The 22,117-nt window shown below is 60.9% G+C and carries 15 protein-coding genes; 8 read left to right on the top strand and 7 right to left on the bottom strand.

The window, feature by feature from the left end; translation table 11 throughout:
• Positions 1-124 precede the first annotated feature (124 nt).
• The 4 genes from MEB48_RS07440 to MEB48_RS07425 form a co-directional block, all read right to left on the bottom strand.
• Positions 125-2,026 carry an acyl-CoA synthetase gene (locus MEB48_RS07440; protein ID WP_237883266.1) on the bottom strand — a complete coding sequence of 634 codons (1,902 nt, stop codon included), beginning with the start codon at positions 2,024-2,026 and terminating at the stop codon, positions 125-127.
• A complete protein-coding gene (locus tag MEB48_RS07435) occupies positions 2,026-2,982 on the bottom strand; it encodes a fumarylacetoacetate hydrolase family protein (RefSeq protein ID WP_237883264.1) in 957 nt (318 codons plus the stop codon). Before MEB48_RS07435 ends, MEB48_RS07440 begins: the two co-directional genes overlap by 1 nt.
• A gap of 175 nt (positions 2,983-3,157) precedes the next feature.
• Positions 3,158-4,249: a VOC family protein gene (locus MEB48_RS07430; protein ID WP_237883262.1), complete on the bottom strand. Its 1,092-nt coding sequence runs from the start codon at positions 4,247-4,249 to the stop codon at positions 3,158-3,160.
• Between the two features lie 84 nt (positions 4,250-4,333).
• Positions 4,334-4,948, bottom strand: a complete 615-nt coding sequence (locus MEB48_RS07425) for a TetR/AcrR family transcriptional regulator (RefSeq protein WP_237883260.1) — start codon at positions 4,946-4,948, stop codon at positions 4,334-4,336.
• Positions 4,949-5,303: 355 nt separating this feature from the next.
• Here MEB48_RS07425 and MEB48_RS07420 point away from each other — a divergent pair, with 355 nt between their 5' ends.
• On the top strand, positions 5,304-6,539 hold the full coding sequence (locus tag MEB48_RS07420; protein WP_237883258.1) for an NADH:flavin oxidoreductase/NADH oxidase family protein: 1,236 nt from the start codon (positions 5,304-5,306) through the stop codon (positions 6,537-6,539).
• Positions 6,540-6,561: 22 nt separating this feature from the next.
• Here the strand turns inward: MEB48_RS07420 and MEB48_RS07415 are convergent, their stop codons facing one another.
• Together MEB48_RS07415 and mhpA are read right to left on the bottom strand one after the other, a co-directional pair.
• Positions 6,562-7,206: a TetR/AcrR family transcriptional regulator gene (locus MEB48_RS07415; protein ID WP_237883256.1), complete on the bottom strand. Its 645-nt coding sequence runs from the start codon at positions 7,204-7,206 to the stop codon at positions 6,562-6,564.
• Positions 7,207-7,208: 2 nt separating this feature from the next.
• Positions 7,209-8,867 carry a bifunctional 3-(3-hydroxy-phenyl)propionate/3-hydroxycinnamic acid hydroxylase MhpA gene (mhpA, locus tag MEB48_RS07410; RefSeq protein WP_237883254.1) on the bottom strand — a complete coding sequence of 553 codons (1,659 nt, stop codon included), beginning with the start codon at positions 8,865-8,867 and terminating at the stop codon, positions 7,209-7,211.
• Between the two features lie 323 nt (positions 8,868-9,190).
• Here mhpA and MEB48_RS07405 point away from each other — a divergent pair, with 323 nt between their 5' ends.
• The 7 genes from MEB48_RS07405 to MEB48_RS07375 all read left to right on the top strand — a co-directional run bounded on the left by MEB48_RS07405 (position 9,191) and on the right by MEB48_RS07375 (position 20,634).
• Complete coding sequence (locus tag MEB48_RS07405) at positions 9,191-12,088, top strand: AAA family ATPase (RefSeq protein ID WP_237883252.1); 2,898 nt, start codon at positions 9,191-9,193, stop codon at positions 12,086-12,088.
• Between the two features lie 122 nt (positions 12,089-12,210).
• A complete protein-coding gene (locus MEB48_RS07400; protein WP_237883250.1) occupies positions 12,211-12,426 on the top strand; it encodes a hypothetical protein in 216 nt (71 codons plus the stop codon).
• Between the two features lie 118 nt (positions 12,427-12,544).
• Positions 12,545-14,059 (top strand): efflux transporter outer membrane subunit, encoded by a 1,515-nt coding sequence (locus tag MEB48_RS07395; protein ID WP_237883485.1) that lies wholly within the window; start codon positions 12,545-12,547, stop codon positions 14,057-14,059.
• 29 nt (positions 14,060-14,088) lie between these two features.
• Positions 14,089-15,201 carry an efflux RND transporter periplasmic adaptor subunit gene (locus MEB48_RS07390; protein ID WP_237883248.1) on the top strand — a complete coding sequence of 371 codons (1,113 nt, stop codon included), beginning with the start codon at positions 14,089-14,091 and terminating at the stop codon, positions 15,199-15,201.
• On the top strand, positions 15,198-18,293 hold the full coding sequence (locus MEB48_RS07385) for an efflux RND transporter permease subunit (RefSeq protein WP_237883246.1): 3,096 nt from the start codon (positions 15,198-15,200) through the stop codon (positions 18,291-18,293). Before MEB48_RS07390 ends, MEB48_RS07385 begins: the two co-directional genes overlap by 4 nt.
• Before the next feature lie 658 nt (positions 18,294-18,951).
• Entirely contained in the window at positions 18,952-19,785 is an 834-nt protein-coding gene (locus MEB48_RS07380) for a GntR family transcriptional regulator (RefSeq protein WP_237883244.1), read from the top strand.
• A 354-nt stretch (positions 19,786-20,139) separates the two neighbouring features.
• Positions 20,140-20,634, top strand: coding sequence for a YbhB/YbcL family Raf kinase inhibitor-like protein (locus MEB48_RS07375; protein ID WP_237883241.1), 495 nt, complete (start codon positions 20,140-20,142; stop codon positions 20,632-20,634).
• A 114-nt stretch (positions 20,635-20,748) separates the two neighbouring features.
• Here MEB48_RS07375 and MEB48_RS07370 read toward each other — a convergent pair whose 3' ends face one another.
• Positions 20,749-22,116 (bottom strand): DUF1329 domain-containing protein, encoded by a 1,368-nt coding sequence (locus MEB48_RS07370; protein ID WP_237883239.1) that lies wholly within the window; start codon positions 22,114-22,116, stop codon positions 20,749-20,751.
• Position 22,117: the final 1 nt, after the last annotated feature.

Genomic DNA, 22,117 nt, shown 5'->3' with positions numbered 1-22,117 from the left:
AGGCAAGGCTTCGCCTTCCTGTGCACTTTTCAGTGCCGGTTGGAGTTGATCGAAGTTGTGTTAAACGCCCTGGCCGAACAGCGCCAGGGCACCACTGCTGGACTTACAGATATGAATCAGAAACTCAATTAAGCCACTCGACTTGAAAGCTATAACGCCCCAAAAGCGGAGCCAGGATTTCCTGGCCCGTTCCGGCCCGGATGCACGCGACATGCCCACGGCGATTGTCCTGCACGACCTCAACCGCAATATCCAAAAGCCCCAGGCGCTCCACTTCCTCCTGGACTACTTTGGCGATCTCCCGCTGTTGCAAAGCGGGCTTGAATATCTTGCCCACGGCAGTCAGGGGCAACGCCTCGAGGATTTCAATGCGCTTGGGAACTGCTGCCCGCTCGCTGATATTGAGATGAGCGAATGCCTCAAGCTCTTCGGCGTTGCAAACTTGCCCGGGGCGCAGTTGAACGTAGGCAACTGGCACCTCGCCCGAGTAGGCATTGGGGCTGCCGATTGCAGCGGCCAAGGCGACGGCGGGATGCGCCTGCAGAGCCTCCTCGATTTGCTTGGGATCGATATTGTGACCGCCGCGGATGATCAACTCCTTCTTGCGTCCGGTCAGCCAGAAATAACCCTGCGCATCCTGACGACCCAGATCGCCCGTATTCAGCCAGCGCTGACCGTCGATATCGATCCAAAGGCCCTGGTTATGCCGCTCCTCCAGATAGCCATTAAAGAGGTTCGGACCACTGATCGTGATGAGGCCGATCTCATCCACGTTGGCGTCGCGCAGGTACTCTCCAGAATCATTGAGCACGACCGCGCGCATATTCTGGTAGGCGATCCGTATCCCGATGGAGCCGATACGACGCTCGCCATGAGGCGGATTGACTGAGGAAACGCAGGCGCCCTCGGTAAGACCGTAACCTTCAAGGATCTTTAGCCCGGTCCGGCGCTCGAACTCCCGGAACAGCTCTGCCGGCATGGGTGCGGCGCCACACATTGCATAGCGAAGGCTGGACAGGTCGCGGCCTTCGCATTCATTTTGCAAAAGTGCGGCATAGACCGTTGGCACACCGGAAAAGAAGTTGATACCGAAGTGCTCGACCATCTCCCAGAATCGCGGGATCACCCCCTCGCCACGATACCCAAGAGGCGTCCCGAGAATCACATGGTCGCCTTGAGTCCAAGGCATCAGTCCCGTCACCAGTTGTCCATTGACATGAAACAGCGGCAGGCCACAAAAGATAACCTGGCCACCGCTGCGTGGCTGCATATGAGCAGCCATGGCCCATGCATTAAATACTTCCGAGCCATGGGTACGCGCGGCTATCTTCGGGAGCCCGGTGGTACCGCCCGTACAGATGTAGGAGGAGCACTCATCCTGGCGGATTTGCCGACCACTCTTCAGGTGTGTGCGCGGCTGAGTACTCATCAGCGATTGCCAATCGTGGATCGCGATATCGCGGTGTAAGTCTCGCTCCTTCAATGCCGCTGCTTTCAGGGCCCCACGCACGGGTTCGGCGACATAGGGCTCCATGCTGACCCAAACGACAGACCTGACCGTAGGCAACTGATCCAGCTGCGAAGCCAGTTTGGGCCACAGATCGCTGCCCGCCGTCGGCGCAAGCGTCACTACCACGGATGCCTTCGCGGCATTCAGCAAGCCAGCTATCTGCTTGGCCTCGAGCAGCGGATTGATCGCCATGACGATGCCCGCTGCCTCCCCGCCCCATATCGTGAAATGGGTTTCCGGCAGATTGGGCAAGATAAAGGCAAGCACCTCGCCCGGTTTTATACCCAGGTGATCGAAGGCATTCGCCGCGCGGGTGATATCCGCGAAAAGCTGCGAGTAGTTCCACTTATAGGTGCGCCTGAAATCCGCGGCGTCGGCGAAGAAGCTAAGCGCCGGTGCCTGAGGGGAGCACCGAGCCGCCTGTCGCAGCGCTTCATAAGTGTTGCAAGCCAGGCCGCGCTCCGACAGGGGGACTTGTTCGAGACTTTCAATGTCACTCAGGGTCTGCACAACCATCAGGCTTCCTCCACGACTCGGTTGCGTTGCACACCGAGGTCGATCACGCCATCGGCGCTGCGAATGCGCGCCTCGACTACGTCACCTGGCTTGAGATATTGCGTCCGACCTTCCTGCGCCTTGAGGAAAAGCTTCCATTTGGTGGCTTCTGGCATCAGGGCCGCAATACGCTGTTTGGCAGGCGAAGGTATCGTTAGTGCACAGCCGGCAGGCGTACCGGTGGCGATCAGGTCGCCAACGGCGAGATCTTGCACGGAAGAGAGTTCGGTAAGGGTTTCAGCGGGGCCGTAAACCAGGTTGGCCGTGCTGTCGTTCTGTCGCACCTGTTCGTTGACCGTCAGGCGCAGCTGCAGTTCTTTCAGGTAATGAATGTTCGTGGCATCCAGCAGGCAGAGGTACGGGCCGACCGGACCGAAAGTGCGGAAGCTTTTGCCCTTGTAGAACTGCATTTGGGGAATCTGAATGTCACGAGCCGAGTAGTCATTGACGATGACGACGCCCGCAATGAACTCATGCAGATTGGCGTCGGTGACAGAAACAGAGCCGGTGATCGCGCGTTTCATCACCAGCCCCAGTTCAATCTCGTAGTCCAGGAAGCGCACAGTGCGCGGCTTGATCAGGTCGCTGTCAGCCGCCACCAGGCAACTCGTTGCCTTGGTGAAGATCATGTTGAATTTCTTCGCATCCGGGTCCATGCCCGACTCGATCATATGCTGACGATAATTGGCGCCCTGGCAGACAAACTGCTGGTTACGGGTCACCGGTGACAGCAGCTTCACTTCGCCCTCTTCCAACTCCGTCCCTTTCAATTGAGCGAGGTCGTCGATACTGTTCTGGCGAATGAAATCACCGGTGGTTTCAAAAGCACCGGGGACAACCGTGATACGGCCTTGGCGTAGCACGCCCCAGTGGATACCGTTCTGAAATTCGAAGCGGACTACGTGTACAGCAGACATTGAAGGTACTCCTGGAGCGGCGTTTGTCCCGTGCTCGGCGGCGCGAGAACTGTGGTGTTGTTCTGAGAGGGGGCTGGCAACGCTGTAGACCAACGAGCCACCGACGATCAAGGCGCCGGCTTTGAGCACATCCCGACGGCCATACCTGATTGCATTGCCTGACATGACGGCAGCTCTACCCGAACATCCGCATGAGTGTTATCAACTTGCGAATGCTCAAGTCCGGACTGCGTCGCAGGTTACGGAACAGCGCACGCAGATTGGCCAGGCTCATCTTGGGTTTGGTAAAACGCTTGGGCATGCGCTGCCCCCACTGCGCCATTGCCTCGGGGCTCACCGGATGAATGCCTGTAGGCTGTGCAGCCGTGAAAATATCCCCGTCGCAGTAATGCTCGTGCTTATCGCCCCAAGGGTCTTGCCAGTAATCGAAGATCTGACTGCCCAGAATGTGTCGGCCGATGCCCCATGAGTGCTCCCAACCGCGCTCGCGCAGGACGCGCTGCCCCATGCCCACGGCGTCTGCATCGACGACCTCATAGGCGCTATGGCTATAGGTCGCCATGAACCCTTGCGCTATCGCGAGCGTATGGTGCGGTGCTGGAATGTCACCGAGGTCAAGGCGCATGAAGGCGACGATAGGTGTGCCGTCGGGGAGTACCTGCACATCGCTGGGAATAAACCCGAAATGCTTCGTGTACCAGGCACAGGTCGCCTGGTAGTCAGCCACTTCGATGACGATGTGGCCCAGCTTGAGGACTTCAGGCGGAGCAATCGGCGGACGCTGCGTGGCGTTGATTCGCGGTTGCTCCTGCGCCAGATTCCAGGAAAGAGGCGCTCTGTGTGCCAGAGCTTTATCAGGAGTCTGGTCGCAAACGGCTTCCACGATGAAACCGGAGGGATCGGTCAGCCTGACGTAATACCCGCCACCAGGATGTTCCGATTTCTCGACCGCTGACGCGCCCGGGATGCGCGTCAGTTTTTCCAGATCCTTGAGCGATTGGACTGCCAGTCCGAACCCGATAAAACGTGCATGTTCCGCACGATGTACACGGTAACAGTATGCAGTGGCGTCGGTGGCGCGCAGGTAAAGTGTATCGGCATCCTGCTGACTGACCGTCAGGCCGAAGTCCGTCAGGAACCGCGCTGCCTCGTTCAAGTCCGGCCGTTGAAAGATCAGGTGAGTCAGATCCTGAGCCTTCACCGTCGGTTGCGGATGCCGGGCAGGTTGTGGTGTCGCTAACCGGGGCATTTCATTTTTGTGGGTCATTGTTTTTGTTTTCCGGGTTTTTAGGGCAAAGCCGTCCCCGCACCCCTGAAAAACAGGGGTGTCTGGCTGGAACGGTTAACTAACTCAGTCGAGAGAAGGAAGTGCCGGCAACTCTGTGGTCGCCAGCGCACGAGCCTCCTCTGGTGATACACCCAATGCCCGCAGCACCAGCTCGGCCGTGTCAGAGCCCGATTCGCGCCACGTTCTGTGCCCTTCCAGCACCAGGAAAATCGAGCCGAGAACGCCGCTGGATATCAGCGTCAGTACAGAGAGCAATTGCTCCTTTTCAAACGTGTACCGCCCACTGGAGAGTCCGCTCAGAAGATCCGTCGTCGCTTGGCTGCTGAACATTTCGCGTAACGAGGCATTGCTCATGGCGAATTTATGTATGAACGCCCCCCACTGGGAGTCTTCGTGAGCCCGACGAATGAACAACCGAATGCCATTGGCCAGGCGCTGAGCCGGATCAGAGAGGGCATTGAAGCTCTTGTTGACGCGCTCATGCATCTCCTTCGCGAGATGGCTGGCGACCGCCTCGAACAGGCTTTCCATGCTGTCGATGTTGCTATAGACCGTTCCGCGCGCCACGCCCGCCTCTTGTGCGAGGTCGAGAATGTTCACTTGTGAGGTGCCTCTTTCAGCGAACAGGCGAAAGGCGGCTTGATGAATACGGCGCTGTGTTGGATTTAGGGATTCCACGGTTCTCTCTCCAGGATTACCTTATGGCCTGATTGAACACTTGTGTTCATTTGCCGTCAACCACGTTTTTTGAATTAAATACATTTTTCTCCATGAGATCCTTTCTATGGCGTTAAAAACTGGGTGGGTATATTGGATTTTGTAGGATCCTTGAAGGATTCGACACATTGACACAATTGAACACGCGTGTTCAGCTATATTGTGTTTTTGGCTCGCCGTTCCGGCAGGTCATCAAGCCGGACCATCGATGCAAACCAGGACCTCAACAACCTGAGCAAGCACTGTGCAGACGGTGCTTGAACGGTATGACCCTTAGCGATGGCTGGCCGAATTCTCATCAGCTGAAGGACAGAACATGACCGGCTCAAAACTCTTCAAACCGCTTCGTTTGCCTAACGGCACGGTGATTCCAAACCGAATCGCCAAGGCTGCCATGGAGGAGAATCTTGCCAATGAGGATCACGCTCCAGGGGAAGCGCTGGTTAAGCTCTACCGGCGCTGGGCGGACGGTGGAGCCGGCCTGATCATCACTGGCAACGTCATGGTTGATCGCCATGCCTTGACCGGACCGGCTGGCGTGGTGCTTGAGGACGATCGTAACCTGGATGAATTCAGGCTATGGGCCGATGCTTGCCGCAGTCGTGGAGCCCAAGCCTGGATGCAAATCAATCATCCCGGACGGCAGCTATTGGCTTCCATGGGGCAATCGGCACGGGGCCCCTCCGCGGTGGCTGTCGACATTCCCGGACTATCAAAAGCTTTTGTGCCACCCAAAGCCTTGAATGAGCAGGAGATCGAAGAGCTGATTGCGCGCTATACCCAGGCGGCAGTGCTGGCTGAGCGTGCCGGATTCACCGGTGTGGAAATTCATGCAGCGCATGGTTACCTGTTCAGCCAATTCCTTTCGCCCTTGACCAACCGGCGTAGCGACCGCTGGGGTGGCAGCCTGGAAAATCGTGCGCAAATTCTCCTGCAAACCATCGATGCAATACGTCAGCGAGTGGCACCGATCTTTTGCGTCGCTGTGAAGCTCAATTCCGCGGACTTTCAGCGCGGTGGTTTCGATGCCGAGGATGCGGCTCGCGTGGTGGAAATGCTCAACGCCAAGGCGGTCGACCTGGTCGAATTATCCGGTGGCAGCTATGAAAGCCCGGCGATGCAGGGGCAAACCCGCGATGGCAGCCGCTTGGCTCGAGAAGCGTATTTTCTTGAGTTCGCGGAAAAAATAGGAGAAATAGCACGCATGCCGCTGATGGTCACCGGCGGTGTGCGCCGAAAGGAGGTTGCGGAGCGAGTGGTGAGCGGCTCGGTGTCGATGGTGGGGCTTGCCACTGCATTGGCAATCGAGCCGGCCCTGCCAAGCCAGTGGATGGCAGGTCAGGACACCGAAGTGGAGCCCGTCGTCGTCCGCTGGAAGAATAAGGCGCTGGCATCGCTTGCAGTGGCCTCGGTGATCAAGAAGCAACTCGGCTTGTTGAGCCAAGGCAAACGGACACAACCCAGGACGTCGCCACTCATGGCATTGATCGGCAATCAGCTGAAGTCTCATCGCCAAGCGAAGAACTATCGGCAATGGATTGGCCGGGTTTAGCCGGCCGAGGATGATATCAGGACTAGGGTAGCGGCTTACCGGCGATTTTCTTGGCTTTGGCAGGTGTTACGCCCAGAGCCTTGAGAATCATCTCGGCGACCCGCTGGTCGTGCTCCGCCACCACGCGCCCTTCGACAACCGAGCGCATGGCGCCGGTTGTGCACGATACGACCATGTCCAGGGCGATCCCTTCGTCCTCGTAAGCGAAAGTGCCCGCACGCAGACCATCACGCAAGTCGCCCAGCACATGGGCAGCCAAGCGCGAACGCATGGCCTGATCGGAATGGATGATGCGCAGCAGTGCGTTGGCCCATTGATGGTCGTACGCAGCCCGGCATACAAACATGCGCACGCCAATCGAAAGCCGCTGTGCACCACAGTGCACGTCCGAACTCAGGGTGGAAATGGCATCGGAGAACTCGCTCGCCATGGCGATGCCAACCGCCTCGAGTACTTCGTCGCGCGTTCGAAAATAGTTGTAGATGGTGCCGTTGGATACTGCGGCCTCCGAGGCGACATCAAGCAGTGCAATCTCCCCCACTTCCTTACGTGCGACAAGACGCAATGCCGCATCCACCAGGCCGCGACGGGTGCGTTCACGCTTCTTGTGGCCCCGAGTGAGAGGCTCTTGCTCAGTTGCTTCTGAAGGAAAAGTGGGGGAAGGCATCTTCAGGCTCTTAATCGAGGAGGTTCATTGAGGGTAATGGAAACGCTATCGGCAGTGGAATCGGCGCTACCCATCAGCATCAGGCAGTCTCGAACCAGACTGCCTGCATCGATGCCGGGAGCGTGGTGCATGATAATACGGTCGGGACGGATCGCGACGAGCGTGCCTTTGGCAGCCAGCGGCAGGATGTCATGGTTCAGGTCTTCAATGAAGTCGCAAGCGCCGTCGGAGCGCTGACCGCAGGGTCCGATCTGCAAGAAGTCACCCCCCATTTTTGTCCAGGAAAAGACCTCAGCAGTGCTCAGCAGTGACAATGGGTCAACACCAAATCCAACCAGGGTCAGGTTGTGCCCAAGAGCATCGTCGCTCAGCTGGATCTGCTGTTGCGTGTTGCGAACCCAGGCCTGGGGAAACAGACTGCCACGCACCAGCTTCTCGCCACGACGGTGCTGCACGAACAGGCCGTTTTTGAAGATGTTCTTCGGTTTGATGTCCAGTTGCTCGAAGTACCTTCTGGTAGCGGGCGTCAACGCCAGCGTGCGCATCAAGCCGTGGACGAAGAAAGCGGCGACCTTGTTTCTCGGCATCACCAGACGGCCCATGAGTTTTGCCAGATTGATCATCGCCTGAGCATGGGGCCGGCGCTCTACGTCATAGGTATCGAGTATTGAAGGCGCGGCTTGGCCATGAAGGACCCAGGCCAGTTTCCAGGCAAGGTTGGCGCCATCTCGAAGTCCCGCTACGAGACCCTGCCCAACAAAGGGAGGGGTGATGTGGGCGGCATCACCTGCAAGGAAGACTCGCCCCTGGCTGAATTTGTTGCAGCAGCGCGCGTGAAATCGATACACCGCCTTGCGCTCGATTTCCAGCTCCTGCGGATTGACCCATGGCGCGATCAGCCGGGCGATGCTTTCCGGGCTTTCCAGCTCTTCCCGGGATTCGCCTGGGTGCAGCATGAACTCCCAACGCTCCCTTCCGCCAGGCGCGGGCATGTGCGGCGTTGGGCGCTGTGGATCGCAGAGAAACTCAACGTGATCAATGGCTGATTTGTGCCGGTTCCTGGCATCGACAATCAGCCAATCCTCTGCATAGGTCTGCCCTTCGAATTCCTGGCCAATCAAGGCCCTGACCCTGGAGCTTGCACCATCCGCACCGATCAGATATCGGGCGCGAATGAAGTGCAGATGGCCGTCCTGGTCCCGCACGGAGGCGACGACACCATCCGATTCCTCGACCAGATTCTCGAGCTCGAATCCACCCAGACTGGTCACTGACTGCAGCCCAGAGACCTGTTTACGCATCGCGTGTTCGAGGTCGGGTTGATAGAAAGTCACCAGCTTGGGATGACCGTCGATGCACCCGGCGGTGTTGGCCCGACTGAATTGCCCGAGGACCGGGGAGTGCATCTTCACTTCAGGGATAACGATCTTCTCGAAAGCATCTTCCGACAATCCGGCGAGTTGCAGGATGCGAAGCGCCTCGTTGTCCAGAGCGATGGCGCGGGGCATTAGCAAGACCTCATGGGTCTTGTCCAATACCAGTGTCTTCACCCCATAGCGGCCGAGCAGCGCCGCGATTGTCGCCCCTACCGGACCGTTACCGACGACCAGCACATCGACGGCGGTGGGAGGCAGTTCCGTACCTTTCTTGTTGTTGTTCATCTCGAGCCCTTGTTGTGATTGAAGTCGTGAGATACGCAGATCTCATCGTCAGGCAAGGTGAAGGTATGTAAAATTGAGATATATTTCAATATTGAAATTTTTGTCATTACAATTTTGGGGCACTGCCGCCCCAGAAATGAGGCCATCTGTGCTGTGCCGAGGGTGTCAGGGTCGCAATGCCTCATTGAATTGCTCCGCGATGGACAGCGGGTGTGTCTGCATCAATTTCCGACCGGCGAGGCTTGGCTTATGAGCCGATCAGCGTTGTTATTGGATTAATGGCCCAGTGCTAGAAACCATGTTTTTGCCTTCAGGAATCCAACGTGGCGCGTCCGCAGCCTCATCCGAACCCAGTCCAGCTCTGCTTCGTCGAGTTCGAACTCGACGAAGCCAATGCCTGCTTGTTACGTAACGGAGAAGCCGTGGCGTTGGCACCAACGCCCTTCACTCTGCTTTGCGCACTTGCACGCCAACCAGGATCGCTGGTGACCAAGGATGCCTTGCTTGATGCCGTGTGGGGGCATCGGTTCGTCAGCGATTCAGTGCTGAAGACGGCCATCAGCGATCTGCGCAAGGTGCTGGGCGACGACCCCAGGCAGCCTCGTTTCATCGAGACTGTGTCGCGGCGCGGCTATCGCTTCATCGCCGCGCCCTCCCCTGCACCTTCGATGCCGCCTGAATCCGCGACGGTGCCGGCGGTCGGCGCGCATCCATCACCGCCATTCATTGGTCGCACCGACAAGCTCTCAAGGCTGCATCGGGCATGGGAGCGAGCTTACGGCGGGCAACGCGCAGTGGTCTGGCTTGCCGGAGAGCCAGGGATTGGCAAGACCACGTTGATCGAGCATTTCCTCGCCAGCCTTGGCGACATCGCCTGCGCACGCGGCCATTGCGTGGAGCACTACGGCACCGGCGAGCCATACCTGCCGGTGTTGGAGGCGTTGGCCGATCTGTGCCGCAGCGACCCCGCCCTGCCGACGCTGATGCGCGCCGTGGCGCCGACCTGGCTGCTGCAACTGCCGTGGCTGAGCACCGCGCAAGAGCGAGACGCGTTGCGACGCGAACTTGCCGGCATCGGTCCGGATCGCATGTTGCGGGAAATGGGTGAACTGCTGGACCGCTACACCGAGCAACGGCCGCTGTTGCTGATAACCGAAGACCTGCATTGGAGCGATCGGGCGACTGTCCAGCTCATCGACTATGTGGCGCGGCGACGTGGCCGCACGCGGCTTATGTGGCTGGCGAGCTTTCGCGTTGCCGAGGTGGTGGCGCTCGATCATCCGCTCAACTCGTTGCGCCACGAACTGCGCCAGCAACGTCTGTGCGAGGAAGTGGTGCTCGATCCGTTCTCGGAAACCGAAGTCGCTGACTATGTCGCGCTGCGTTCGGCCTCGCTGTCGCGCGATGAAGCCTTCGTGCGTGCCCTGCACGAACGCACCGACGGGGTGCCGCTGTTCGTGTCGTCAGTTATCAGTGAGGTGATGGACACCACGGACGACGACACTACCATCGAGGCCCGGCTGGCGGGAATGGCGGTTCCCGAAAACCTCGCGGCCATCATTGATCACTACATCACCAAGCTCGGGCCGGAGCAGCGTGCGCTGCTCTCGGCGGCAGCGGTATGCGGAGTCGAATTCCGGGTCGAGACGGTTTCGCTGGCCCTCGAGCGCGACCTCGCTTCTGTGGCCGATACCTGCGAGGAACTGGTGCGCGAGCAGGTATGGCTGACGCGGTCACGGGCCGCCGAACTTGAAGAGACGATGGAGCCACCCTACTCGTTCCGGCATGCCCTCTTCCGCCAGGTACTGTACGACCGCACGCCGCGCTCATTGCGCACCCACTTTCATCGCCAGGTTGGCGCTGCGCTCGAACGCGAGCGCACGGCCGGCGTGCCGGTTGCTGCTTCGGAGTTGGCGACGCACTTCGACCGGGCCCGGCAACCGATGACCGCGTTGCGCTACTACGCCGAGGCAGCGGAAGCCGCGCTGCTGCACTTCAGCCCGGCCTTGTGCATCGGCCTCACTGAGCGCGCGATGGTCCTGCTGCGCCAAGCGCCAGAAGGGATAGAGCGCGATACGCTCGAAATCACCTTGGCCACGCTGCAGGGCGTGTCGGCTTTCCACACGCTCGGTGTCGGCAGCGAAGCCAGGAGCGCGTTCGAACGCGCCTACACGTTGCTAGCGGATGTACCCGAGCATCCGATGCGCGGCCGCCTGCTGCATGGGTTCGGCTATCTGCTCGGTCTGCGCGGCGACTATACGCAGGCGCTGGCGGTAGCTGAACGCGCCGAAGCCCTCTCGTCGGAGGCGAACGATCCAGCGCTCATGCTGGTGGCGTGCATCGTGCAGGGCGAGGTGCATCATCTCCAGGGTCGCACGCAGGCGACCCGCCGATGGCTGGAGCGCGCACTCGCAATCGCCGAGCCGCTAGACATCGGGGCGAACGAGATCTTTGCGGCCGATCCTCAGGTCATGCTGCACGGCATGCTGGCCATAGAACTTGTGCGTTCTGGCCTGGTTGAGCAAGGCCGCGCGCACATGCAGCAGGCGCGGACCCGCGCACAAACACTTCGCCAGCCTATGACCTGGCTGGTCGCCACCTGGCAGGAGGTGTTGATCGAGGTGCGGATGGGAAACCCGCTGCGGGTGGCAGCGCTGGCTGACGACATGCAGACATTAGTCGATGAGTATTCGCTCGCGCTGGGGCGCACGGCTTGCCGCTGGTGGCGCGGCTGGGCCAACGCGCGCAACGGCGCACCGCACGATGGCTACCGCAGCATCCGCGAGGCCTACGACGAACACACCGGACTCGGCATGCGCTCCGGTGCCAGCGAGGTGCTCGGCTATGCCGCCGAGGCGTTGCTGCTGGCGGGTGATTGCGACGCTGCGCAAGTCGAGCTACAGGAAGCCCTACGGGTGGGGGAAGAACTGGGCGAGCGCGTGTACCTGCCGCAACTGTTGCTGCTGGAGGCATCGATTGCGCGGATGCAGGGCCGGCTCGATGCCGGCAGCATCACCGTGCGGCGTGCGGTTGAGGAGGCTCGCGTCCAGGAAGCACCGTGGCTGGAACTGCAGGCGCTGGTGGAGCTGTGTGAGCAATACGACGCCACGACCGAGGACCGTCAAGCCCTGGCGGCGCTGGTTGACCAGTTGCCCGAAACACATGGAACCGAACTGGTGAAACGAGCGCGCTCGCTGCTTCAGGTTGCAAAGTCTGATTGAAAAGTTAAGGACACAGACCTGTAGGAGCGGCGCTGTCCCGACCGAAGTCTGACCTTTCGCTTACGACTCGCCCCAGGGGACGGCCTACTCTGTCGTCGAACTTTCTTACCCCCTGGTCTGCGATGAGCCTGAACCCTGAATCCAAGTACCCGAACCGCCGCTCGTACGTTGTGAAGCTGCGTAGCGATGCCTCGCCCGGGGCCCTCGCGGGCCGCCTCGAAAACCTGGTCACCGGGCGTCAGCACGAGTTTTCATCCGCCGATGAGTTGTTGGAGTCGATTGACTCGGATCTCACGTCGGCGGCCAGCGAGCACGCGGCAGATACCGACGGCGAGTGACGCCTCCAACATGAATGAGGTGCTCGACATGGCGACCGAACGGCGACGCTTCGCTGACGATTTCGCGCACACCGGGCCCTACGCTGATGCCATCTCGAATCTACACGAGTCCAATCCGATGCCGCGACTTCCAACCTCCCATCCGCTGATCCGCTACGCCGGGCAGACGCCCCTGCAACATGCCGAACGCCTGCTCGGCGTCGTCGTGGGTGCGGCGCTTGCCGCGTCTATCGCCTTTGTCTTGACCGGTTGCTCCACGGAGGTCGTCAAGCCGTCGGTAGACCTGCCGAGTAACTTCGCCGCAAGCACAGCCTCCGAGATGGAACCCGAAGCCGCGTGGTGGGAGGTCTACCACGACCCGATGCTGACGGATCTGGTACGCCGAGCAGCGCGCGAGAACCGCGACGTCAAGATTGCCGCCGAGCGCCTGCGCGCCGCGCGTGCCGGCGAAACGGTCAGCCGTTCCTGGCTGCTCCCAAGCGTCGGCGCATCTGCCTCCGGCAGCGATCGCAGCAGCGGCTACAACTCGGCCACGAAACAGGGTTATCCGGATACCAAGACCACCAGTGTGGGCCTGGACGTCTCGTGGGAGCTCGACCTGAGCGGCCGCCTGCGCGCCGGCGCAGCAGCAGCCGACGCCGATGCGCTGGCCGCGGAGCACAGCATGCGTGGCGTGCGCCTGCTGGTGATGAGTGACGTTGTCAGCAACTACTTCACACTGGTCGGCGCGCAGCGCCAGGCCGCGACGCTGCGTGCCATCTCGGCGATGCAGGACGAGACGCTGCGTCTGGTCACCGCGCGCCAGCAGGTGGGGCTGGCGTCCGCCTTCGACGTCGAGCGCGCGCAGACCGACGCCTTGTCGGCACGGGCGCAGATTCCGCCGCTGGAAACGCTGGCGGCTGTATCGCGCCATCGTATCGCGGTGTTGATCGCCGATCAGTCGTTCAATACCGCGAACATCCAGCCCTCGAATGGTGATGCGCAGGTGCCCGAGGCCAAGCCGGGCCAGCCCGCCGAGCTGCTGCAACGCCGACCTGACGTACTGGCGCTGATGGCGCAGCTCGACGCGGCCAATGCGCGCCGCCAGCAGGCAGCGGCCGAGTGGTTCCCGCGGCTCTTCCTCGGCGCATCCTTCGGCCAACAGGGCCTGAGCCTGAACGGTGCCGATCTCGGCGCTGCGCGCTTCACCAACGTGGCGGGACTGCTGGCGATGCCGATCTTCAACGCCGGGCGCACGCAAGCGATCAACGACGCAGCCGAAAGTGCTCAACAAGAGGCGGTACTGCGCGCCGAAGACGGCATCGTACGAGCACTCGAGGATGTGGAGAACGCCCTCGTCACGCTGGCGCAGGAACGCCGCCGCTCCGGGTCGCTGCAATTGGCCGCTGCGTCCGCCGAGGCTGCGCAGAACCGCGCTCAGTCGCTCTATAACCGCGGGCAGATCGACCTGTTGCCGCTGCTGGATTCGCAGCGGGCGCGCCTGGCGGCACGCCTGAACTCCAACGAAAGCAACACCCAGCTGCTGCTCGATAGCGTGAAGCTCTACAAGGCACTGGGCGGGGGCTGGCAGGTGTTCGAACAACCCGCCACTCCCACCGCAGCCACCCAAGCCGACCGGCCACCACTTTCTTAAGAAACTGCCTTTTTCAAAGAGGAACCGCCTTGAAAACCTCCCTTACTGCGGCCGGCGCTTTGGCCGTAGCCGTCATGCTGTCCGCGTGCAGCCCGGACCAGCCGACCGTTCAGGCACCACGACCGGTACGCACCGTTGAAATCAGCTACGACAATGCCCGCGACATTAGTCGCTACGTGGGCACCGTACAGTCGCGACATGAAGTCGACCAGGCCTTCCGCGTGGGCGGCAAAGTCGCCCAACGCAATGTCGATGTAGGCCAGTTTGTGCGCGAAGGCAGCGTACTGGCTGTGCTGGATGACAGCGACTATCGCCTTGCTGAAGAAGCGTCGCGACAACAATGGACGGTTGCCGTCGAACAGACGCGCCAGGCCGACTCGGACCGCCAGCGCCTGACCGCGCTGAAGGCTGACGGCTCGGTCAGTGCGGCCGACGACGAGCGCGCGCATACCAATGCCCAGACCGCGCATGCAACCGCTGAAGCCGAGGCGCGAAAGCTCGAGCTCGCGCGCAACCGGCTCAAGTACACCGTGCTGCGCGCCTCGCGTAGCGGCGTGGTCACGGCTGTGCGCTTTGAGGCCGGCCAGGTTGTTCCGGAGGGCCAACCGGTTGTATCAATCGCGAATCCGGATGAATCCGAGATCGTCATCGATGTGCCCGAGGATCAGCTGTCCTTTTTCAAGGAGGCGCATTTCAAGGCCTCGCTGGCCAGTGCGCCAAACGAGATCTTCGATGTCACGCTGCGCGAGCTGTCGCCGCAGGCCGCGGCGCAGACGCGCACCTATCGCGCGCGGCTCAAACCGATGCAGGCGCTGCCGCTGGGCGCCACTGCCACGGTCACGGCCGAGCGCGTGATGACCAGTGTCTCAGTGGCGGCGGTACCGGCCACGGCACTGACGCAAAGCGGTGGCCAGCCTGCGCTGTGGGTAGTCACGCCCGTGGGCAAGGATCCGGTAGGCGTCGTCGAACTGGTGCAGGTGGCGGTGTTGGGCTACGGCAACGACGAGGTGCTCGTCTCCGGGCCGCAGGCCGGCGCATTGGTCGTTACCGCCGGGGTGCAGAAGATGGCCTCCGGACTGAAGGTCGCGCTTCCCGGCGCGGCGATTGTTGACGCGAACACCACGCAGCAGGCCGCCCGATGAACAACTTCAACCTCACCGACTGGGCGCTGCGTCATCGCGCCATCGTCCTGTTCATGCTCCTCATTGTCGCAGTGGCCGGCACCTTCAGCTTTACCAGGCTCGGTCAGCTCGAGGATCCGAACTTTTCCGTACCCTCTATGACCGCCATGGTCATCTGGCCAGGCGCCACCGCCCAGCAGTTGCAGGACCAGGTCCTCAACCGCATGGAGAAGAAATTCGAGCAGATCGACAACTTCGAGAAAGTGGTCACCTACGCGCGGCAAGGCTACGCCGGCATGACGCTCACCGTGCGCGGCGGCACCTCCAAGGCTGACCAGCGCGAGGCCTGGTACCAGGCGCGCAAGAAACTCAACGACCTGAGCCTCGAGATGCCTGACGGCGTGATCGGCCCGATCCTGAACGACGAGTACGGCGACGTGTATGGCCTGATGTACGCGGTCAAGGGCGACGGCGTCGGCCACGCCGACCTGTCGGACGCGGCCGAGGACATCAAGCGCCAGATGCTGAAGGTGCCGATGGTCAAGAAGATCGATCTCATCGGCAAGCAGGCCAAGCGTGTCTACGTCGAGCTCTCGCATGAGCGCCTGGCAGCGCTGGGCATCACACCGTTAGCCATCGCCGAAAGCCTCAAGAGCCAGAACGCCATGTTGCCCGCAGGCCAGATCGACACCCGCGGCGACCGCGTCATGGTGCGAGTGAGCGGCCAATTCTCCAGCGAAGAGGCTATCCGCAACGTGCCCATCGCCGCAGGCGGCCGGCAGATCAAGCTCGGTGACATTGCGACCGTTACACGTGGCTTCGAGGATCCACCCACCTACACGGTACGCCACAACGGCCAGCCAGTGCTGATGCTCGGCATCACGATGACCAGCGACGGCAACATCGTGGACCTTGGCAAGGCGATGGACACGGCAGTCGCCAACATCCAGTCGGAGCTTCCACATGGCGTGGAGCTTGAGCTCGTGGCCGACCAGCCAACCACGGTGAAGGATGCAATCCTGGACTTCGGGCGCGCGCTGGCCGAGGCGCTGATCATCGTGATCGCGGTGAGCCTGGCCAGCCTGGGCTGGCGCGCCGGCCTCGTGGTTGCGACCACAGTGCCGCTAGTGCTGGGCGGCGTGGCGCTGGTGATGCTGGCGATGGGCTGGAACCTCGAGCGTATTTCGCTCGGCTCGCTGATTATCGCGTTGGGACTGCTGGTGGATGACGCCATCATCGCCATCGAGATGATGGTGGCGAAGATGGAAACCGGCATGGACCGCGTGAAGGCGGCCGCCTTCTCCTATCAGTCCACCGCCATGCCGCGCCTGACCGGCGCACTTATCACCGTCGTGGGCTTCCTGCCGATCGGCCTCTCGCAGTCCACCACCGGCGAATACGCGGGTGGCATCTTCTGGATCGTCGGCGCCGCAGTGTTGTTCTCGTGGATCTGTTCCGGCATCTTCACGCCGTACCTGGCTGTCAAGATGCTGCCCAACGATTTGGGCAAGCACCAGCACGGTGATATGTACGACACGAAGTTCTACCGCAACCTGCGCCGCCTGATCGACGCCGCCATTGAGCGCCGCTGGGTGGTCATCGGTGCGACGTTTGGCGCTCTGGTGCTTGCCCTGGCCTGTATCAAGCTAGTGCCGCAGCAATTCTTCCCCAACAGTTCGCGCCCTGAACTGGTCATTGACCTGCGCGTCAAGGAAGGCTCCTCATTCGCCGCGACGACCGAGCAGGTCAAGCATATGGAGGAGATCCTGGCGAAGGACGAGGACGTGCGTTTCTATACCGCCTATACCGGCGCCGGCGCACCGCGCTTCTATCTCTCGCTCAACCCCGAGTTGCCGAATCCGGGATTCGCCCAGTTCGTTGTGATGACCAAGGACCTGGATGCACGCGAGCGGGTACGTGAGCGACTGGTGACCTCGGCCGACCAACAATTCCCGCAGGCGTGGGTGCGCGTGACCCGGCTCGAGTTGGGGCCGCCTGTCGGCTACCCGGTGCAGTTCCGTGTCGTCGGTCCCGATACCCAGGTGGTACGCCAAATCGCCCGCGACGTGGAGAAGGTGGTTGCGTCCAACCCGAAGGTGCGCGACCTCCAGCTCGACTGGAACGACCCGGTGCGCACGCTGAAGGTCGAACTGGATCAGGACAAGGCGAGCGCGCTTGGCCTCACGCCGGCCGACGTGTCGCTGGCGACCCAGACCGTGATGAATGGCGCAACCCTGTCGCAGCTGCGTGAGCGCGAGGACCTGATCGACATCGTGGCCCGTGCCGTGCCCGAGGAGCGTTTGAGCCTCGACACACTCAAAGGCATCAACCTCTACACGCGCCAGGGCACTGTGGTGCCACTGTCACAAGTCGCACAGGTGCACTCTCAGCTGGAAGAACCCGTGCTGTGGCGCCGCAACCGCGACATGGCGATCACGGTGCGTGCCGACGTGAAGGATGGCGAGCAAGGTGTATCGGTGACGCAGGAGATCCGGCCGTTGCTTAAGGATATCGAAGCGAAGCTGCCGTCGGGCTACCGCATCGACGTGGGCGGTGCGGTGGAGGAAAGCGACAAGGCCAACAAGGCGCTGCTGGCGGTGGCCCCGCTGATGATGATCAGCATCCTGCTGTTGCTCATGCTGCAACTGCAGAATTTCTCCCGCATGTGGATGGTAGTGCTGACCGCACCGCTGGGTCTGATCGGTGTGGTGCCGGCACTGCTGGTGTTCCAGTCACCGTTGGGCTTCGTTGCAATCCTGGGCATTATCGCGCTGGGTGGCATGATCATGCGCAACGCAGTGATCCTGATCGATCAAGTGCAGATCGAGATCACCGAAGGACGCGACCCATGGAATGCTGTACTGGATGCCGCCATTCACCGGGCCCGACCGGTGATGCTGACGGCGCTGGCCACCGTGCTCGCAATGATCCCGCTAACGCGCAGTGTGTTTTGGGGGCCGATGGCAATTGCGATCATGGGCGGCCTTACGGTGGCGACGCTACTGACGATCTTCTTCGTCCCGGCGTTGTACGCCGCATGGTTCAAGGTGGGTCGCCAGCCTGCCGCCGACACCCAACAGGTGATGAGGGACGCCGCGCTCGCTTCTGAGTGAGGCGTGCCGTGACACCCCGACGTCACCGCTGTTAGAAAGGCTTGTTCAGCGCTGTTTCTGAAAACAATCGAGGTCAGCCGCGGGGTTCTGCGAATGTTACTTTCTTTCGCTCCCTCGCGGCTTACAGGAAATCCTGATGGGCAAAGAAGCGGCTGACCCGGCCAGAAGCAGTCACTCAGCGCGCTTGCAAAAGGAGCAGTTTCCCATTCAATGACCTTGCTGCGATACCAGACGGCTGTAGGTCCATTATCAGCTTGGGATTTCCGTACTTCGAACTACCGTGATTCGTGCAGGGCATGCCTCCAACTACTGCAACCGTAGCGCTTGGGCGTCGGCTCTGTATAGGTACCACGACCGGGAGCGGATTTAACGCTCCGTGACTGATCCACTACCCTTCAGTCAGTCCCTTCCCGCACCAACTTTCTGACCTCAGCCTGTATGGCATAAGCCAGCGCCTCCACAACATTGAAGTCTTGTGTATGCCGCTGAGCAAATCCCACTACTCTTGGCGCCCTCGCGGATCGACAGCAGGCGGTCGAGCGCACGACGATGGCAAGCACGCCAAGGGCAAGGTCAGCAGCCGCCCGGCACACAAATGACGGCCAACGCCGGCCCTGCTACCATGAACCTAATGTTAGGCACTTGGGTGAAAGACAGCGTGAACAAGCGCAACAATGATGCAGGCATCAGGACCGAGCGACCGATGCTGGGGGCCGAACGCGGCGTTACCCAATATCAGCGGTTAGCTTCCCTGCTGAGGCACCGGATCGCGAAGGGCGAGTATCCGCTCGGCACACAGCTGCCGACAATCACGAAACTGGCGGATGACTTGGGCGTCGCGGTCGTGACTGTCCGGCAAGCATACGAGATGCTTTCCAAGGAAGGGTTAATCCGCAGCCAACGGGGTGTCGGCACCCACGTGGCTGCGCTGCCCGCCGCCACCGGCGACCTCGAACTGACGATCAACGATCCGTTCGCCGCGCCGCAGGCGCTGTCCTTCGAGATACTTGAAGTCCGGCACCACACTCAATTGCCCCAAGAACTGCTTGGCGCGAATGATCGGTCGGCGGACGACAACGTGTGCGTCCGCAAGCTGCATACCTATTCCGGCGAGGCGTTCTGCTATGCCGAGATTTACGTGTCCACAACGGTCTTCGAGTCGTTGCCCAAGGACATCGCCAGGAAAAGGAAGCTGCTTGCCGCGGTGCTCGACAAACTGGGCACCCGCGGCAAACGCGTGAGGCAACGGATTACTGTGATGCCTGCGGATTTTCCTCTGTGCGACCTGCTGAAGATCCCGTTTGCCTCTCCCGTGGCGAAAATGTCACGGTGCCTGGTCGACGGTAAAGGCAATGTGCTGTACGCCGGTGTCACCTGGTATCGGGGCGACCGCTACGTCGCCGAGATCGACTTCCCTGCGTCTACATTGAAGACCATGCCCGGGATGACCGAACCCCAACCGGGCCTGATGGGTGAGCGCAAGCGGGACTAGAAGCATTCGTGCGGACCTCTGCGTAAACCCGGCGCGCCGCTTCCGCCCTCTTCTTTGAGCTGTCACCGCTAACTCGACCTACCCGGTACGCGAGATCTCATATCGCCCGGCCAGTATCTCAGCAGTCCCCCTCTGAGGTGCTTGACGAGGGTCTTTTTTCATGGCAAAACTCCTAACATTAGATCTTTGGACCGATATCAAATCGGAGGTTCGATGCCGCGAAACGCTCAGGATTCAGTCGTAATGAAAGCGCTCATCAAAGGACGGCTTGCGTCCTCTACTTCAAACCAGTGAACCCTGGCTCCCGGCTGCGAGCTGCCAATCCACTACCAAGATCAAATGAAAGGAAACGGCATGGGTAACTTCACAGTAACGTCGTCTGAATTTAAAGATCAGGAACCGCTGCAACTGGTGCATGAGTTCGATGGCTTCTACGGCACTGGCCAGAACCGTTCGCCCGCGCTGCAATGGCAAGGCGCGCCGGAAGACACCAAGAGCTTCGCGCTGACGCTGTACGACCCGGACGCGCCCACCGGCAGCGGCTTCTGGCACTGGATCCTGTTCGACATCGATTCGTCCGTCACGCAGCTCGCCGCGGGCCTGGGTTCCACCGACGCCACGGACCTGGGCGCCAGCGGTACTCAGGTCACCAACGACTATGGCAGCGCCGGCTACGGCGGTCCCTGCCCGCCCTCTGGTTTGCCCGCGCACCGCTACATCTTCACTGTGCATGCATTGGACGTGTCCAAGCTGGAGCTGCCGGCCAATCCGACCAACGCGGTGGTGCGCTTCTTGATCTACCAGAACACACTCGCCACGGCCACCCTGACCGGCCTATACAAACGCTGAATCAACCGTTTTATCGTATCCAGCATCGAGCAGTCCGGGCAGTGCACCATGCCTGGCGCACCCAATAAAAAGCCGGCCCGAAGGCCGGCTTCCTTAACAAGGTATTGCGCAACGTTAGCGAACACCTTCCTGACGCAGCGCAGCCGGCGTGTAGTCGCTTTCACCGGCGGCATAGCTGAAGTCGTAGGACTGTTTTTCCTCGTTCTTCATGCCCAGCGCCACATAGCGGCCGGACACCAGATCGTAGAGGCTTTCCAGCGTGTACCACGGCACTTGCTTGTCGTAGTAGAACTGGGCATGTCCCTCGGCCACGCGCCACAGGATGCCACGCCCGTCGTAATGGTCGATGGCGGCGGCTTGCCAGGTGTCTTCGTCGATGTAGAAGTCACGCTTTTCATAGACATGGCGTTCGCCGGGCTTCAGGGTGGCCACCACGTGCCACACGCGGTGCAACTCGTAACGGGTCAGGTCCTGGTTGATATGGCCGGCCTTGATGATGTCGCTGTACTTGAACTTCGGCGAGTCCAGTTTGTAGGCGTTGTAGGGGATGTAAATCTCTTTCTTGCCTTCCAGCTTCCAGTCGTAACGATCGGGAGCGCCGTTGTACATGTCGAAGTTGTCGGAGGTACGCAGGCCGTCGGTAGCAGTACCTGGGCCGTCGTAGGATACCTGCGGGGCACGACGCACACGACGCTGGCCAGCGTTGTAGAGCCAGGCCAGGCGCGGCTCCTTCACCTGGTTCAGGGTCTCGTGCACCAGCAAGACGTTACCCGCCAGGCGCGACGGTGCAGTCACGCGTTGCTTGAAGTAAAAGAGCACGTTGCTCGGTTTGCTCGGGTCGTAGTCCTTCAACTGGTCGCGGAAGGTGAATTCGTCCTGGAAGTACACCAGGCTGTAGGAACCGTTTGTCTGCGGGGTCACCTGGGTCACAAAGCGGCTCACGCTGCCACCGCGATAACGGGTGATATGGTTCCAGATTGCCTCGAGGCCGTCCTTCGGAATCGGGAAGGGATTGGCGCTATGGAAGTCCTCCAGGCCGTTGCCGCCTTCTACCAGTTTGGTGTGGGTGGCGTTGTACTTGGTGGCTTCGATCACCTTGGCCGGAAGCGTGGCCGTGCGGTGGGTCTTGTACACCGGTATTTTGTAGGTGTCGGGGTAGCGTTTAAACATCGCCACCTGGCCGGGGGTCAGCTTGTCCTTGTACTGGTCGACGTTCTTCGCGGTGATGGTGAACAGAGGCTGTTCGTTGGCGAAGGGATCAGTCAGGAAGCCCGCGGCGTCGGCGCTACCGGCATTCTGCGGCAGGCCGCCGGTCCACGCCGGGATAGAGCCATCGGCGTTGCCGGCTTTTTCGGCACCTACCGGGGTCAAGCTGGCACCCAGTTTGGCCGCTTCATCAACAGATACTGCGGCCATCACGCTGGAGGCCATCAGGGTCAGCGTCAGGGCGCCGGTTTGCAGCAGACTCTTTGTTGTTTTCATT

Source organism: Pseudomonas sp. PGPR40, from assembly GCF_022014505.1.
Classification (GTDB): Bacteria; Pseudomonadota; Gammaproteobacteria; order Pseudomonadales; family Pseudomonadaceae; genus Aquipseudomonas.
The sequence above is the reverse complement of the archived record's forward strand: the minus strand, read 5'-3'. Positions and strand labels throughout refer to the sequence as shown.